Consider the following 15,947-nt stretch of genomic DNA (forward strand, 5'->3'; position numbering starts at 1 on the left):
GCCCCTCCCCCCCCGGGGGGCCCGGGGGCCGGGGCCCTGCCTGCCCCCGACCCCGGCGCCGCGGCCCGGGGGTCAGCGAGGGCTGAGGATGCAGAACTCGTTGCCCTCCGGGTCGACCAGCACCGTCCAGGAGATGGCCGACTGGTCGATCCCGGGGTCGGTGGCCCCCAGGGCGCGCAGTCGGGCCGCCTCCGCTGCCGGGTCGTCGTCGGGGTAGGGGCTGACGTCGAGGTGGACGCGGTTCCAGCCGCTCTTGGGGTCGGAATTGCGGAGGAACTCCAGGTAGGGGCCGACGCCCTGGGCGGAACGCAGGCTCGCGTGGTCGTCGGTGACCTCGTGCAGCGTCCAGTCCATCGCCTCGCCCCAGAACCGGGCCATCTCCCGGGGATCGGCGCAGTCGACCACCACCGCGGCGATCGGCCCGGTGTCCCGGTAGATCGCGCGGGGCTCCAGCACGCAGAACTCGTTGCCCTCCGGGTCGGCCAGGACGGTCCAGGGGACGTCGCCCTGGCCCACGTCGACAGCCGTCGCGCCGAGCTCCTTCAGCCGCGCGACCAGCTCCGCCTGATGGGCCGTCGAAGTGGTGGCCAGGTCGAGGTGCACCCGGTTCTTCACCGTCTTGGGTTCCGGCCGGGCGATGATGTCGATGCAGACGGCCGCGGGGTCGGGGTAGGCGTTGCCGACCGGTTCGAGGTTGGTCACCCCGGGTCCCTCGCTGTCGATGCCCCAGCCGAGGGCCGCTGCCCAGAACCGGCCGAGCGCGGCGTCGTCCTGGGCCTTCATGTTGATCTGCACGAGTCTCGTTGCCATGCGGAAGATCTTAGGAGCTGGCGCCCCAAGCCGGCGGACCACCCGTCAGGAGGGGTGTCCGCCGGCGCAGGAAGGTGGCGGCGTAGGCGGCGCCGGCGGTGGCCATGATGGCGAAGCTCGGCGGGAGTTGGGGGAAGCGCGCGCTGAGCAGCAGGCCGCCCCACAGGTCGGCGACGGCGAGGAAGGCGAACCCGAGCAGGCGCACCGGTACCCCGCGGGCAGCGCCGACGGCTTCGTCCACGTAGCCACCGAAGGCGAAGGTGGTGACGAAGAAGCCGAGCGGGTAGGGCCGGTAGGCCCTGACCAGCCCCGACCGACCCCGCACACCTCGCCGGCGCAGTCACCCGCCCCGACTCCCGAGCCATCACCGGCGATTCGATCCCGGACACCGCGCCGAACCGCCTCGACGCGGTGGCGGCGCTGCTGTTCGCGTTCCCATGTGCTGGGTGAGCAGGCCTCGGTAGTCTGAGCGGATGCATCATTTCCGCGGCCGCAAGGCCTCCCGGGACGAGCAGGTGGCCCGCGCGGCCCGGAAGCGATGGCTGAAGGCGGCCCGGGAGCTCGCCTCGGCCCAGGACTGGGATGACGTCCGTCGCACGATCGCGGCCCACCCGGTGCTGCTGAGCGACGTGAGCGCGGAGCTGTTCGAGAGCCTCATCTCCCGGCTGCGCGAGGCGGGGGACGCCAACGGGGCGGCCAGTTACGGGCGGTACCGTGATCTCATCTTCCTTGCGCGCCGCATCGGCGTCGAGGAGGCCATCGCCGAGTCGCTCGACGACGAGCTCTCCACCGAACTGCAGGCCGCGCTGGGGGACTTGTCCGCCTCAGGGTCGGCCGACGACATCGGGCCGCAGCAACTGGGGCTGATCCGCCGCGCCCTGGACCTCGCCTCCCCCGGGGAGACCCCGAAGCTGTGGGTCTCCCTGCACGGGATGGTGGGCGAAGCCCTGCTCAGCGCAGACGGCCCGTCCAGCGACGATGCCGGCGATCGTCGTCAGACCGTCGAGCAGGCGATCGAGGCCTTCCGGACGGCGCTCTCCCGCCAGTCGAGGGATGCCCAGCCGATCCTGTGGGCCATCACGATGAACAACGTGGCACGGGCTCACGCGGAGCTCGCCCAGGACGGTGCGGCCGAGGACAGGAGCCTCGCCGACGCCGCCCTTCGACAGGCCCTCGGCGTGTTCACCGAGGAGGCCGGACCGAGGATCATCTCCGTGGAGATGGAGCGGACCCTGCTGCTGCTCGCCGATGGCACGGAATCCGACCTGCGGGACGCGATCGGGATCCTTCGCCGCACTCTGGAGCTCATCAGCGAGATCGCCTCGACGGGGGGCGCGGTCCATCTCCCCCAGGTCGCCCGGCTTCTCGGCGATGAAGTGCGCCTGTCCGTGGGCGACGGGGACGGGCCGGTGGAGGTGCCGGGCGACGCGGGCGGTGGCGATGCGACCTGGGACCTGGTCGCCCGGGGTGCGAGCCTCCTGGCGGAGTACTTCGAGACCGGCGAGGTGGACCTGCTGCAACGTGCACTCGGCCCTCTGGGAGAGGCTGCGCGATCCGTCGACGCGTCGTCGCCCCACGGGGCCGAGGTCCTGGGGCTGTTGGGAACCGCACTCTGGAGCCGCTACGACCGGGTCCGCGATCGGCAGTCGCGCGAAGAGGCCACGCATGCCCACCGGCTCGCCCTCGCAGTCCTTCCCCCCGGATCTCCCGCCCATGTCGGCTATCTGGACACCCTCTCCCACGGGCTGCGCGAGAGCCATCGGCGCACCGGCGAGCGGGAATCCCTGGACGAGGCCATAGAGCTGGTCGCTCAGGCGGCCGCCTTGCTCACCCCCGCTTCCCCCCGACGCGCAGCGCTCCTGCGCCGGCTCGGCGACTATCGCCTGATCCGCCATGGCGTCAGCGGCGACATGGCGGACCTGGACGCCGGCCTGGCCTCCCTCCGGTCGGCGGAGGAGCTGACCCGTGCCGGCTCAGCAGACCGGATCGCCGTGCTCGCCAACCTCTCCCATGCGCTGGTCCTCCGCTACGAACAGACAGGCGGCATCGCCGACCTGGACCAGGCGATCGCTTGTGACCGTGAGGCACTGGACTTGGCCCCCGATCGGTCACCGGCCCAGGCCCTGCTGCTCGACCATGCAAGCCGCAGCCTCCAGAGCCGATACGAGTGGAGCGGTCGCCCCGCCGATCTCGACGCCGCGATCCAGTACGCCCGCCAGGCCCTGGCACTTGCCCACGGAGACGGGCCGGACCGTCCAGCACAGTTGGTGAACCTTGGTCTGGCTCTCAACGCCCGGTACGACCTTGCCATGAGGGAGGAGGATCTCGCCGAGTGCATCGACCTGATCCGGCAGGCCGTCGCGCTGTGCCCGCCTGAGAGCGACTACCGGGATGCCGCCCTGGTGGCTCTGAGCACCGTACTGCGTGACCGCTACTTCCGGACAGGCGACCTGGCCGATCTCGCCGAAGTGATCGAACTGTCCCGCGCAGCCCTGGAGCTGACGGCGCCGGGCACCCCCGGGCGGTGGGGCCCCCTGATGAACCTGGGCGTCGCGCTGCGTCAGCGCTACGAGCGCAGCACCGACCTGGCCGATCTGGACGAGGCGATCGAGTACTGGCGGGAGGCACTCGACGACGACATCGGGCCGGCACCTTTCGTGCGACAGGCGATCCTGAGCGGTCTCGCGGTCGCACTCCTGGACCGACACAAGCACACCGGTGGGGGTGAGCACCTTCGCGACGCGGTCGAACTGGCGCGAGAGGTGCTCGCCCGCACCGCGCCCTCGTCTCCGTCCTACGCCCCCGCCGCGGACTGCCTCGCCGCCGCACTGATGGAACGCTCCTGGGTCGACGGCGATCGTGCCGATCTCGATCAGGCGGAAACGCTACTGAGCACAGCCATGGATCTGGACCAGGACAGCGTGCACAGCCGGATCTTCCTTCCCAGTAGCCTGGCGCGCGTGCTGAGCAACCGCTACGAGAGCGACGCGAGTGGTGATCCGGCCGATCTGCACGCCGCACAGGCCCTGTTCCGGCAGGTCGTGACCTCAGGACTGACCCTCAACCCGGACTTCGCCCGCGTCGACAGTCTGGCCTGGGGGCAGTGGGCCGCCAGACGCGAGTCCTGGAGCGAGGCCGCGCAGGCGTACGACTACGGCTTACAGGCGATGGAACGACTCTTCCGGGCGCAGCTCACCCGGACCAGTAAGGAATCGCGCCTGCACGACGCTCAGGGACTGGCGGTGGCGGCCGCCTACGCGCTGGCCAGGTCGGGCGACACCGCGCAGGCCGCGGTCGCGATCGAACGCGGTCGGGCGCTCATGCTCTCCGAGGCGCTCGACCGCTCGCGCGCCCGCCTGGAGCATCTCGCGGTGATCGGGCGGGGGGATCTCGTCGAGCGGTACCGGAGCAGCGCTGCCGTCCTCGACGGCCTCGAGCGGCAGGCACTCGCCCAGGCAGGCATCGCCGGCAGGGTGTCACCCACGCCCATGACGCAGTCGGCGCCCGACCTCACCGGCCAACTGCGCAGCGCTCAAGCGGAACTGGACGCCGTCCTGTCCGCGATCCGGCGCATCGACGGCTACCGGCACTTCCTCGAACCGCCTCGTCTCGAGGACCTGCGCACTGCGGCGGCGACCCCGCTGGTCTACCTCGCGGCGGCCGATCAGTGCGGACTCGCACTGATCGTGACTGCCGACGGGGGTGACGAGGTCGACGTGTGCTGGCTGCCCGCACTGACCAGCGCCGCTCTGCGTACCTGGGCGGGGAGGTACTGGCAGGCGTACCGGTCGCGGGCGAACGATCACGCCTCGTGGGAACAGACCCTGGAGGCGACCACGCGCTGGCTCTGGGATGTGCTCATGGAACCGGTCACCGCGGCTCTGGGGTCCTGCGAGCGGGCGGCACTCGTGCCTGCGGGGCTTCTGGGCATGCTGCCCCTGCACGCCGCCTGGCGCGAGGACGCCGCGGCGCCGAGCGGTCGCAGGTACGCACTCGACGATCTGCTCCTCAGCTACGTTCCCAACGCCCGGACCCGCACGGCGGCGGCGGAGGGTGCTCGGCGTGCCGCCCCCGACGGGCTGCTGGCGATCGAGGACCCCCGTCCGGTGACGGCGGGACCGCTGCCGGCCGCCGGGCGCGAAGTACGGTCAGCCATGGCCCACTTCGCCCGTTCCCGCAGCCTGAGCGGCGAACGGGCCACCCGGCCGGCCGTCTTGGCCGCACTCGGCGAGTACCCGGTCCTCCACTTCGCCTGCCACGGCTTCGCCGACGCCGCCGAGCCTCTGGCCAGTGGGCTCCTGCTCGCCTGCGACGAGTCACTGTCCCTGCGGGACCTGCTGGTTCGCGGTCCGCTGAACGCACGGCTGGCCGTCCTTTCCGCCTGCGAGACGGCCGTCCCCGGCGCCGACCTGCCCGACGAGGTCATCAACCTCCCGGCCGGACTACTGCAGGCGGGCATCGGCGGTGTCGTCGGCTCTCAGTGGTCGGTCAACGACGCGAGCACGATGGTGCTGATGGCCCGGTTCTACGAACTGTGGCGCGTGGACGCGCTCGACCCGGCCCAGGCACTACGCCGGGCACAGCAGTGGGTCCGGGACACGACCAACGGTGCCAAGCGTGACCGGTACCCGGACATCGAGGAACTGCGTGGGAGCCGCGTGCCCGCGCAGGCCAAGCAGTTGTGGGAAGGCGCGCGGGCTCACCGCGCTCCGTGGTACTGGGCCGCATTCGTCTATGTCGGAGAGTGAACTGTCCATGGAGGAAACGCAGTCGGGCGACGAAGCGATCCTCGACGCGCTGCGGACCATCCGTGGATACCTGCCGAACCTCGTCGGTGCCGCGGAAGCCGCGGAGATCGACCGGGAGCTGGCAGATCTGCTCGCCCGGCCCCCGCTCGACACTGCGACCGTCGTCGCCCGGGGGTTGGAGGTGCTGCAGCGGCACAACGCGACCCTCGAATGGGCTGCCACGTACCTGGACAGTGGCTACCCTCCCGACATCCGCGCGCTGATCGAGCAGCGCGAACGGTACGCCGGGCTGCCCGGACAGGGCGACCCGCCCCCGGCCGCCCGGCGATACCGGTGTCCGAACGGGGACTACGTCCGTTGGCGGCGGGGAGCCGAAGTTCTGCGCCCGTGCCCCACGCACCACCTGCCCCTGGTACCGGAGCCGGTCGTACCCGGCGAGGCCCGATGCTGACAAGCTTCTGGGCCGGGCTGGGGAGCTCCCTCGCCGAGCGGTGGTCCGCCGCCGCGCTCACCCCCGCGTTCCTGTTCTGGGCCGCCGGCCTGACTGCCGGTGCCTGGGGCCCGGGCGGGGTCGCCGGCTGGAGAGCGGCGCAGCACCGACTCACCGAAGGATCGGACACCACAGCCGTCCTGCTCCTGGTCGCGGCCCTGGTCGTGGTCACTCTCTCCGCGGTGGCCGTGAACAGGCTGACCCTCACGGCACTGCGCTTCCTCGAGGGTTACTGGCCAAGGCCGTTCGTCCCGCTGGAGCGGTTGTTCCGAGCACGCCAGTGCCGCCGCTTCCTCCACCACGACCGACGGTTCCAGCAACTCGCCCCCAGGATCGCGAATCGCACCGCCACGTCCCAGGAGCGCCGGGAGTACGCTGCGGCGGATCGGGCTCTGCGCCGCTTCCCCGGCGAGCCCACCCCGGCAGACCCCGAGCGGCTGATGCCGACCCGACTGGGCAACGTTCTGCGTGCCGCGGAGACCCGACCGTTGGACAAGTACGGCCTCGACCCGGCCAAGTGCTGGTCACGGCTGTGGCTCGTCCTGCCGCAGGAGACGAAGAAGACGGTGACCGAGGCCCGTGTGTCCGTGGACAGCGCCGCCACGGTCTGGACATGGGGGTTGCTCACGCTGGTCTGGTCCCCGTGGGGGTGGTGGGTCCCGCTGGCCGGGATCACGGTCAGCGGGATCGCGTACGTGTGGCTGTTGGGCCGCGCGGAGACCTTCGGCGAACTGATCGAGTCCGCCTTCGATGTGCACCGTTGGCAGCTGTACGACGCCCTTCACTGGCCCCTGCCGGAGAACCCTGCCGCAGAGCACGCGGCCGGCACCGCGCTCACGTCCTACCTGTGGTGGGGTTCCGATGAGCCGTCACCGACCTTCCGCCCCGGTGGCCCACCGTGAGCGCGTTGGCACTGCGCCACTTGGGGTCAGCCTTCACCCGGCGAGGCGTCTAGGGCCGCGCGATACGGGCGAGGCGTTCCTCCGAGAGGACGGTACCGGCGACGGCGTCGGCGACGGCAGTGCCGACCACCTCGTCCGGACGTCCCCGCGCCAGCGCAGTCGACGAGGCACGAGGGTCACGCCGACCGCCATCACGACGAGGGCGGCGATGCCCCCCACCGTCAGCACCGGGCCCGTCGATCCGCTGCGAAGGCCATCAAGCCCCTGAACCGTTGCCGTCGAGCCGTCAGCCACTCCCCCGCCGGATCGACCGAACGGAGTGATTCCGCAGGCGAACGGGCGTGCGACGCCCTGCCGCGTGGCCGTACCCGCAGCCCCTTCACAGACTGTGACCAGGACCTACCTGTGTCCGGACGAGAGGAGCCACCGTTGGTACCCCCAGGACATCGGCCACGATCGAACCCCCTCAGCCGGCCGCTCAGCGCGGCCCTCGCGCTCGCCCTGGCCGCCGGGCCGGTGCTGGCGTCCGGGCCCGCGTCGGCGACTGAGACCCCGTCGGCCCCCACGGTCCAGGGCGGCAGCGACCAGCCGCCCGACCGTTCGCCGCGCGTCACGCCGACAACCCCCAGAGTGGTGCGGCCATCGGTACGGGCCCCGGGCACCTACGTCGTCGACGTGGACGCGGCCGTCGGCGCGACGACGTTCGGCGAGGCCTCCGTGGCGGTCAACCCGGCCAATCCGCAGCAGATCGCCATCACCCGCTTCACGTACCCGTGGGACAGCAACTCCGACCTGGTCTTCTCGACCGACGGCGGGATCACCTGGAAGGACGAGGTGACGATCCCGCCGCCCCCGGGCGTGGCGAGCACCTCCGGCGGCCCGTACGACCAGACGATCGACTTCGGCCGCAACGGGACGCTCTACGCCACCTTCCTGACCGGCGCGAACCAGATCGTCACCGGCTCGACGACCGACCCGACCCGGGCCGCGTCGTGGAGCTGGAACAACCCGACGCCCACCACCACCCAGCTCACCAGCGCCGCCGGCACCAACGCCGACCAGCCCTGGCTGATCGTCAACCGTGACACGGCCACGGCGACCCAGGACAACGTCTACGTCGGCTACCAGGACTTCCGCAACAGCGTCCCGCACGACCACGTCGCCGTCTCCCTCCACAACGCCAGCCCGGTCGACATCACCCGCGACAACGCGGCCGGCACCGGCGCACTCAGCGGCGGCGTCATCAACGGCGGGCTCCGCCTGGCGGCCGACCCGCGCAACGGCTCAATGTACGCGCTCTACCAGCAGGGCGGCGGCACCACCCAGCCGCAGAACGTCACCCTGATGCTCAACCGCTCCACCGACGCCGGAGCCCACTGGACCCTGGGCGGCAGCACCGACGGCATCGCCGTCTCCACGGACAACACCCGTCAGGGCAACTCCGGTTACAAGTTCGGCGGCGTCAACTCCCTGCAGGGCGGCGTCGACCACGTGGCCGTCGACCCGACCAACGGCGACGTGTACACGGCCTACGGCGCGGACGTCTCCGGCAACAACCAGATCCGCATCCGCCGCCTCACCGACAACGGCACGGGCGGCATGAACGTGGGCGCCGCGGTGAACGTGTCCAGTTCGACCAACGCGGCCCTGCCCTCGGTGGCCGTCCTCGGCGACGGGACGATCGGCGTCCTCTACCTCACCGACGACGGCACCAACACCAGCGGCTTCCCCGAGTTCTCGGCCCACCTCGCCCGCAGCACCGACCACGGCGCCACCTTCACCGACACCGTGCTGCAGTCGTACACGACGGCCGTGGGCGACCCGAGCCAACCCACCCAGCGGCTCTTCGGCGACTACGAACAGCTCAAGGCCGTCGGCAACACCTTCTACGGCGCCTTCATCGGCAACCTCGGCGGCCTGAACCAGACCACGGCCCAGCCGACGGACACGATCTTCTTCGCCGTCCCGCAGGTCACCAGGTCGACGCTCACCTCCTCCGTCAACCCCTCGGTCTTCGGCCAGCCGGTCCACTTCACCGCGACGGTCCTGCCGGCACCGGACGGCGGAACGGTCACCTTCAAGGTCGACGGCACCCAGCTCGGCAGCCCGGTGGCGGTGGACCCCACGACCGGCACCGCGACCTCCACCGGCATCGCCACCCTCACCCCCGGCCCGCACACGGTGGACGCCACCTACAGCGGTGACCCGAACTACGGGGGTGACTCGGCGATGAGCCTGGTCCAGAACGTCGGCCGGGCACCGGTCACCACGACCCTCACCTCCGCGCCCAACCCCTCGGTCTTCGGGCAGCCGGTGTCCGTCACCGACACCGTCTGCGCCGCCGGCGCCAGCACCAACCCGCCCGCACCGCCCACCGGAACGGTCACCGTCCGGGACGGCAGCACGCTACTCGGCACCGGTGTCCTCTCCCCCGGCGGCGGGACCAACTGCGCCCAGGCGCAGGTCGGTTTCGCCAACCTGCTGCCGGGCACCCACACCGTCTCCGCCCAGTACAGCGGTGACGGCGACTACCTGGCCGGGGGCCTGGAGTCGATCACCCAGACCGTGACCTGCACCCGGACGGTCACCGGCACCACCGGCGGACTGTCCACCAGCGGCGAGAGCACCTGCATCGTGGGCGCCACCGTCAACGGGCCCGTGCGCGACGCGGGCGACGGCGCCCTGTTCATCAGCAACTCGACGATCCACGGCGCCGTCCTCTCCGCCAACGCCACCCTGTTCGGCATGTGCGGCACCACCGTCACGGACACGACCAGCGTCTCCGGCGCGTCCGGCTTCGTGGTCGTGGGCGACCCCGGCGACGACGGCTGCGCCGGCAACCACGTCAACGGCTCCCTCCTGCTCACCGGCAACCACGGCGGTCTGGAGGCCATCGCGAACCAGGTACTCGGATCGGTCCAGGTCCAGGGCACGACGGGCACCGGCCCCTTCCCCGAGGACACCGGCGCCGAGATCGAGGGCAACACCATCGGCGGATCGCTGACCTGCGCCGCCAACACCCCGCCGCCCACCAACGACGGCCACCCGAACACCGTGACCGGTCCACGCCTGGGACAGTGCTCGACCCTGTAGCCACCCGCCGACCGCAACAGGAGGGGCCCGCTCCGGCGGACCCCTCCCGTTGCCCGTTCCACGGACCGTCACGGTCCATGTCCCCGGTGCGCGACTCCTTGGTCGGGCGGGCCCGTGGTCGGCTCAGCCGTCCAGACCACGGGCGGTGACCAGGCGGGCGGTGCCGTCGGCCAGTCGGTAGGACAGGCCCAGCACCGCGGCGCTGCCCGCCTCGACGGCGTCGGCCAGGACTCGGGAGCGCTCGATCAGCAGGTCCACGGTGTGCCGCAGGTGGGTGTCGATGTAGTCCGCGTCCTCGGTGCACCCGGCGGCCCGCGCCGCCAGCACGCTCGGCGTGACGCGCTCGATCACGTCGCGCACGTACCCGGTGGCGGGGGCGCCGCCCTGGACGGCGGCCCGGGCGGCGGCCACGGCACCGCAGGAGTCGTGACCCAGGACCACCACCAGCGGGCTGCCCAGGACGCTGACGCCGTACTCGATGCTGCCCAGGACCTCGGGCCCCATGACGTGGCCCGCGGTACGGACCACGAAGAGGTCGCCCAGGCCACGGTCGAAGATGATCTCCGCGGCGAGGCGGGAGTCGGAGCAGCCGAACAGCACCGCGAACGGACTCTGCCCGGGCACGACCTCGGCGCGCCGGACGGCGTCCTGGTTCGGGTGCTCGGGCGTACCGGCGGTGAAGCGCCGGTTGCCGGCCAGCAGCATCTCCAGCGCGACGGACACAGCCACACGATCACCGGTCATGACGGCAGACTACGGCCCGTCGTGCCCGACCCGCCGACGGGGACACGGGAACACCGCCCCGGCCACGTCCCCGGACTCCCGCCGCGGCGGCCCGGTGCGGCCGGGGCGCGGCGGCGCGCAGAGCGGGGTCGACCACCCATCACTCCCCCGGCGGGAGCGCGCCGCCGGCCAGTTCGTCCTCGGCCCACTGCGAGCCGGGCCGGGCCCGCAGCAGCGGCTCCCGCAGCACCTCCGGCACCGCGTCGTGGGCGGGGCGGCCATTGGCTCGTCGTCCCCGCACTTCGAAGGTGGGCCGCCTGACCATGAACAACAAGTGCATGCTTGTCACTTGTAGAGTTACCGCCATGCAACTGGATCTGAATCTGCTCACGGCCCTGGACGCACTGTTGGAAGAGGGGAGCGTCGCGGGCGCCGCGGCCCGCCTGCACGTCACCGCACCGGCGATGAGTCGCTCGCTGGGCCGCATCCGCAAGGCCACCGGGGACCAGATCCTGGTGCGCACCGGGCGCAGCATGGTCCCCACCACCCGCGCGCTGGCCATGCGCGCCCCGGTGCACGCTCTCGTCCAGCAGGCCCACCAACTCCTGTCCGCGCAGCGGGAACTCGACCTGGCCGCCCTGGACCGGGTGTTCACCGTGCGCTGGCACGACGCCCTGACCGCCGCCTGCGGCACCGCCCTGATCGCCGCCGTGCACGAGCGGGCGCCCGGCGTCCGGCTGCGCCTGACCGCCGAACCCGGCACGGACACCCCCGAGTTGCGTCGCGGCGAGGTCGATCTCGAGTCCAGTTCCCGTGCGCCGACGTTCCCCGACATCCGTCACCGCCTCGTCGGCCGGGACCGGCTGGTCGTCGCCGTTCGACCGGGACACCCGCTGACCGAGGGCCCGCTGAGCCTGGCGCGCTACGCGGCCGCCGACCACCTCACCGTGTCGCGGCGGGGCAGCCTGCGCGACCCGATCGACGACGCCCTGACCACCCGCGGCCTCGAACGACGCGTCGTCGCCACCGGGCCCACCACCGCCTTCGCCCTGCAACTCGCCCTCGGCACCGACCTGGTCGTCTCCCTCCCGGACGCGGTCACCCGCTCGGCCCGGGATCAACTCGGCCTGGTCACACTGCCACTGCCCCTGACGCTGCCCGACATCCCGCTCCACCTGCTGTGGCACCAGCGCTACGACGACGACCCCGCCCACACCTGGCTGCGTGAGACGGCCACCGAAACCGTCCGAGCGCTCTTCGCACCACCGAACGCCTGACCACCACCCTGACGCCCCGCACCCGACCCCACCCCGTCGCGTCCGGCTCCCGAGGGGCTCGGGGCTCGGGGCTCGTCACTGCTTGGCGTAGTCGGCGAACCCCTGCCAGTCGATGACCACGCAGGCCTCGTCGCCCATGACCCAGGCGTCGTGTCCCGGCGGGCAGATCATGAAGTCGCCCGGGCCGAACTCCGCCGACTCACCGTCGTCCATCACGACCTTCATCCGGCCGGCGATCACGTAGCCCATGTGCGAGGCCTGGCAGCTCTCCGTTCCCGCGAGGGGCTTGACGTGCGTCGACCACCGCCAGCCCGGCTCGAAGGTCCCCCGGCCCACCGCTCCCGCGGCCAGGTTGACCAGCTCCACCTTCCCCGCGTTCTGCTCGAAGGGACGGACTTCCTCGGGTGAATCGAGGCTCTTGCGCACGAGACCTGCCATGACGTGCTCCTCACCGAAAACGCCGGGACCTCTCCCTCCAGTCTCGGCCGTGCGGAGCCGGGCCGCGACGTCAGGGGCAACGGGTGCGGGCACGGGTACGGGTACGGGCACGGGTACGGCTCAGCGGTGCTCGGGGTTCTCGAAGTCGAAGCGGCAGCCGGCGTCCCACTCGGAGCGCTGGTTGCCGTGGGCGGGGATGCCGCCGGCGTCCTTGAGCATCCTCGCCAGGTGGAGCAGGTTCCAGGTCATGAACGTGGTGTTGCGGTTGGTGAACTCGTTCTCCGGCCCGCCGGACCCCTCGTCCAGGTACGACGGACCGGGACCGGCCTCACCGATCCAGCCCGCGTCGGCCTGCGGCGGGATCGTGTAGCCCAGGTGCTGCAGGCTGTAGAGGACGTTCATCGCGCAGTGCTTGACGCCGTCCTCGTTGCCGGTGATCAGGCAGCCGCCGACCCGGCCGTAGTAGGCGTACTGGCCGGCCTCGTTGAGCAGCGAGGAGCAGGCGTAGAGGCGTTCGACGACCTGCTTCGTCACGGAGGAGTTGTCACCCAGCCAGATCGGTCCCGCGAGGATCAGGATGTCGGCGGCCATCACCTGGCTGTAGAGGACCGGCCACTCGTCGGTCTCCCAGCCGTGTTCGGTCATGTCGGGCCAGACACCGGTGGCGATGTCGTGGTCGACGGCGCGGATGACGTCGACCGCGACCCCCTGGCGCTCCATGATGCCGCGGCTGACGTCGATCAGGCCCTGGGTGTGGCTGCGCTCGGGCGAACGCTTGAGCGTGCAGTTGATGATCAGGGCGCGCAGGTCGGCGTAGGAGGTCGCGCTGTCCGGCATGGGTGGGCCTTCCGTCGTCGAGCGGGCGTGGGGGCCTCTCCACTTCACCAGGCGGGGCGCGGCGGCGCGGACGGGGTTGGGCCGCACGCGTGACCACGGTGCGGGCCGATCGGGTGAGAGCGGGGCGCCGCGACGCCGGCCTCACGCCCTCAGCGGTCGAGGCCGTCGAGCGCGGTTTCGGCGTGGTGGAGCCAGGCATCGGCGTGCGCGACGGGGACGGCCACCCAGTCCTTGAACGGGCGGTGCTTGCCGGAGGGGTCGAAGAGTTCGGCTCCGGACAGGGCGAGGGCCTCGGCGTGGGCGGGGCTGCCGTCGCCGAGCCGGAAGGCCAGCAGGTCGCCCTTGAGGCAGACGAAGGCCTTGCCGTGGGCCTTGAGGGCCCGCTTGCCGAACATCGCTCCGGCGGTGGCGCCGTGCGGGGCGAGGTCGGTGGCGATCTCGTCGAACCGGTCGTCAGGGGTCATGTGGTGGAACCTCGCTCCTCGAGTCGGCACGTCTCGCCCCATCCAACCGGCACGCCGCACACCGGCGCCAGCGCCGACGCCGACGACGCGGATCCGCCGGCAGCGCCGGCAGGCGCCGGCAGGCGCCGGCTCCGATGCGGCGTGCCCTCGCCCCGCCGCCGCGTGGTGCTCAGCGCGCGCTCCTGGTCCGTTCGTAGTGGCGGGCCGCGCGGGCCCTGGTCCCGCAGCCCGCCGAGCACCACTCGCGGCGGGGGTGGTCCTTGACGAAGTACAGGACGCAGCCCGGCGCCTGACACGCGCGCAGGTCGGCGAGCCGGTCGCCGGCGAAGAGGTCGACCGTCTGCTGGGCGATCTCGGCGAGCGCGGTGGTGACCGGCCCGGTCGCACTGCGCGCCAGTGCCGCCGGCCCCTCGCCCCAGGACAGCTCCCGCCACCGCGCGGCGGCGCGGACCTGCCGGTTGACCTCCGCCACCGCGTCCGCGGGAGCCGCTCCGCCCCGGACGGCGACGCTCGCCAGGTCACGGATCGCATCGCGCAGCGCGCGGGTGGCCCGCAGCTCACCGGGGCCGACGCCGAGCAGGTCGGCGTCGGCGCAGGGCTCGGCGAACCGCTCGCGGTTGTCGCGGAACCACGCGGCGACGTGCTCGACGCTCTGCAGGCCGTCGACCAGACGCCCCCGCACGGCGTAGGTGGCATTGGCCAGCTCGATGGGCAGCGGCTCGCCCAGGGCGGGCGCGCCACCGCCTTCCAGGTCTTCGACGTTCACAACCTCATGGTAGCCCCGCCTTGCATCCGTGAGAATCATCTGCCTATGGTTCTCACGGTTGCAGCAGCAATCAACCATGAGAATCAGGGCTTGCCCCACCACCGGAGGAACACCGTGTCCCGACTCCCGATCATCGAGCCCGCCCACGCCCAGGCCCCCGCCGCCGACCTGCTGGCCGCGGTCCAGAAGGCCCTGGGCGTCACGCCGAACATGACCAAGGTGATGGCCAACAACCCGGCCGTCCTCAAGGGCTACCTGGAGTTCTCCGGCGCGCTCGCCGGCGGCCGGCTCCCGGCGGCCGTCCGGGAGGGCATCGCCCTCACCGTCGCGCAGGAGAACGCCTGCGACTACTGCCTGTCCGCCCACACCCACATCGCCACCACCCTCGCGGGCCTCTCCCCCGAGCAGGCCGCCGCCGCGCGCCGCGCCGAGTCCGCCGACGCCGGGACCCGCGCGGCCCTGCGGCTGGCCGCCGCCCTCGTCCGCACCCGCGGCGACCTGGACGACACCGACCTCAAGGCCGCCCAGGAGGCCGGCCTCGGGGACGCGGAGGTGGCCGAGGTCATCGCCAACGTGGCACTGAACGTCTTCACCAACTACTTCAACAAGGCGGCCGCCGTCGACATCGACTGGCCCGAGGTCAGCCACCTCTCCTGACCTCCACCCGCGCCCGGGTGCGCCGCCGTCCCGAGGAACGCCGGGGCGGCGGCGTCGGACCCGGTCCGCGAGCCGCCGGGCAACGGTCGGAAAATCACCTCGCCCGACGCGATGAGTTCCGCGGGCCCCGCCGGTATGTACGGGTGGGCCCATCCGGGCCCGCAGGAACCCGAGCTCCGAGGAGCGAACCATGACCATGACCCGAACGCACGACGAGGCCGCCATCAAGGGTGTCCTGGCAGGCGTCTACCAGGCCTGGGACGCCGGCGACGCCGACGCCTTCGTCGCGGACTACCGGGACGACGCCACCGCGATCCTGCCCGGCTCCTACCGCAGGTCCAAGGAGGTCGTCCGCGAGAAGATGGCCGCCGGTTTCGCCTCCTTCCTCAAGGGCAGCACCAGCATCGACAAGCTGGACAGCATCCGATTCCTGGGCGAGAGCGCCGCGGTCGTGGTGAGCGAGACCGGCATCAGGTTCCCGGGCGAGACCGAGGTCCCCGCCGAGCGCGTCGTGTACGCGACCTGGGTGCTGGAGAAGCGTGACGACGCCTGGCTGATCGTCGCCTACCACAACAGCCCGGCCGTCGCCCCGAGCTGACGCACCGGCCCCACCACCGCTACGAGCCGGACGAGCCGTACGGGCTCTACGGGTTCACGCTGAGCGGAGTGCGCCCCGGCCGACCGACCCTTGGGTTCTAGGGATCGTTGCAACACCCTGACCGGGGACTGCAATGACCTTCGA

At 72.0% G+C, this 15,947-nt stretch carries 14 protein-coding genes and 1 pseudogene; 7 read left to right on the forward strand and 8 right to left on the reverse strand.

The features are described 5' to 3' along the window. Positions 1-72: 72 nt before the first annotated feature. Positions 73-810, reverse strand: a complete 738-nt coding sequence (locus ABD323_RS29625) for a VOC family protein (protein WP_344445083.1) — start codon at positions 808-810, stop codon at positions 73-75. A gap of 10 nt (positions 811-820) precedes the next feature. Continuing rightward, entirely contained in the window at positions 821-1,135 is a 315-nt protein-coding gene (locus ABD323_RS29630) for a hypothetical protein (RefSeq protein ID WP_344445084.1), read from the reverse strand. 148 nt (positions 1,136-1,283) lie between these two features. On the opposite strand from ABD323_RS29630, the gene ABD323_RS29635 reads away from it, so the two are divergent. From ABD323_RS29635 to ABD323_RS29650, 4 genes are all read left to right on the forward strand, one after another. Continuing rightward, positions 1,284-5,558: a CHAT domain-containing tetratricopeptide repeat protein gene (locus ABD323_RS29635; protein WP_344445085.1), complete on the forward strand. Its 4,275-nt coding sequence runs from the start codon at positions 1,284-1,286 to the stop codon at positions 5,556-5,558. Between the two features lie 7 nt (positions 5,559-5,565). Beyond that, entirely contained in the window at positions 5,566-6,009 is a 444-nt protein-coding gene (locus tag ABD323_RS29640) for a hypothetical protein (RefSeq protein ID WP_344445086.1), read from the forward strand. After that, the gene (locus ABD323_RS29645; RefSeq protein ID WP_344445087.1) at positions 6,003-6,950 is read left to right on the forward strand and encodes a hypothetical protein; all 948 of its coding nucleotides are present in this window, start codon (positions 6,003-6,005) and stop codon (positions 6,948-6,950) included. Before ABD323_RS29640 ends, ABD323_RS29645 begins: the two co-directional genes overlap by 7 nt. A 630-nt stretch (positions 6,951-7,580) precedes the next feature. Then, positions 7,581-10,043: an Ig-like domain repeat protein gene (locus ABD323_RS29650; RefSeq protein WP_344445088.1), complete on the forward strand. Its 2,463-nt coding sequence runs from the start codon at positions 7,581-7,583 to the stop codon at positions 10,041-10,043. A 123-nt stretch (positions 10,044-10,166) separates the two neighbouring features. On the opposite strand, the gene ABD323_RS29655 is transcribed toward ABD323_RS29650, so the two are convergent. Then, positions 10,167-10,787 carry a carbonic anhydrase gene (locus ABD323_RS29655; protein ID WP_344445089.1) on the reverse strand — a complete coding sequence of 207 codons (621 nt, stop codon included), beginning with the start codon at positions 10,785-10,787 and terminating at the stop codon, positions 10,167-10,169. Positions 10,788-10,929: 142 nt separating this feature from the next. After that, positions 10,930-11,031 (reverse strand): annotated as a pseudogene (locus ABD323_RS29660) (3'(2'),5'-bisphosphate nucleotidase CysQ); the annotation flags it as partial. 100 nt (positions 11,032-11,131) lie between these two features. Here ABD323_RS29660 and ABD323_RS29665 point away from each other — a divergent pair. Then, entirely contained in the window at positions 11,132-12,043 is a 912-nt protein-coding gene (locus ABD323_RS29665) for a LysR family transcriptional regulator (protein ID WP_344445090.1), read from the forward strand. A gap of 75 nt (positions 12,044-12,118) precedes the next feature. Here the strand turns inward: ABD323_RS29665 and ABD323_RS29670 are convergent, their stop codons facing one another. The 4 genes from ABD323_RS29670 to ABD323_RS29685 form a co-directional block, all read right to left on the reverse strand. Next, on the reverse strand, positions 12,119-12,481 hold the full coding sequence (locus ABD323_RS29670) for a cupin domain-containing protein (RefSeq protein WP_344445091.1): 363 nt from the start codon (positions 12,479-12,481) through the stop codon (positions 12,119-12,121). 120 nt (positions 12,482-12,601) lie between these two features. Continuing rightward, the gene (locus ABD323_RS29675; protein ID WP_344445092.1) at positions 12,602-13,318 is read right to left on the reverse strand and encodes a flavodoxin family protein; all 717 of its coding nucleotides are present in this window, start codon (positions 13,316-13,318) and stop codon (positions 12,602-12,604) included. A gap of 149 nt (positions 13,319-13,467) precedes the next feature. Continuing rightward, positions 13,468-13,782 carry a hypothetical protein gene (locus ABD323_RS29680; protein WP_344445093.1) on the reverse strand — a complete coding sequence of 105 codons (315 nt, stop codon included), beginning with the start codon at positions 13,780-13,782 and terminating at the stop codon, positions 13,468-13,470. Between the two features lie 169 nt (positions 13,783-13,951). Further along, positions 13,952-14,548, reverse strand: a complete 597-nt coding sequence (locus ABD323_RS29685; RefSeq protein ID WP_344445094.1) for a CGNR zinc finger domain-containing protein — start codon at positions 14,546-14,548, stop codon at positions 13,952-13,954. 114 nt (positions 14,549-14,662) lie between these two features. Here ABD323_RS29685 and ABD323_RS29690 point away from each other — a divergent pair, with 114 nt between their 5' ends. Continuing rightward, entirely contained in the window at positions 14,663-15,205 is a 543-nt protein-coding gene (locus tag ABD323_RS29690) for a carboxymuconolactone decarboxylase family protein (RefSeq protein ID WP_344445095.1), read from the forward strand. A gap of 190 nt (positions 15,206-15,395) precedes the next feature. Beyond that, the gene (locus ABD323_RS29695) at positions 15,396-15,803 is read left to right on the forward strand and encodes an SgcJ/EcaC family oxidoreductase (RefSeq protein ID WP_344445096.1); all 408 of its coding nucleotides are present in this window, start codon (positions 15,396-15,398) and stop codon (positions 15,801-15,803) included. Positions 15,804-15,947 lie beyond the last annotated feature (144 nt).

Source organism: Kitasatospora nipponensis (assembly GCF_039528135.1).
GTDB lineage: Bacteria > Actinomycetota > Actinomycetes > Streptomycetales > Streptomycetaceae > Kitasatospora > Kitasatospora nipponensis.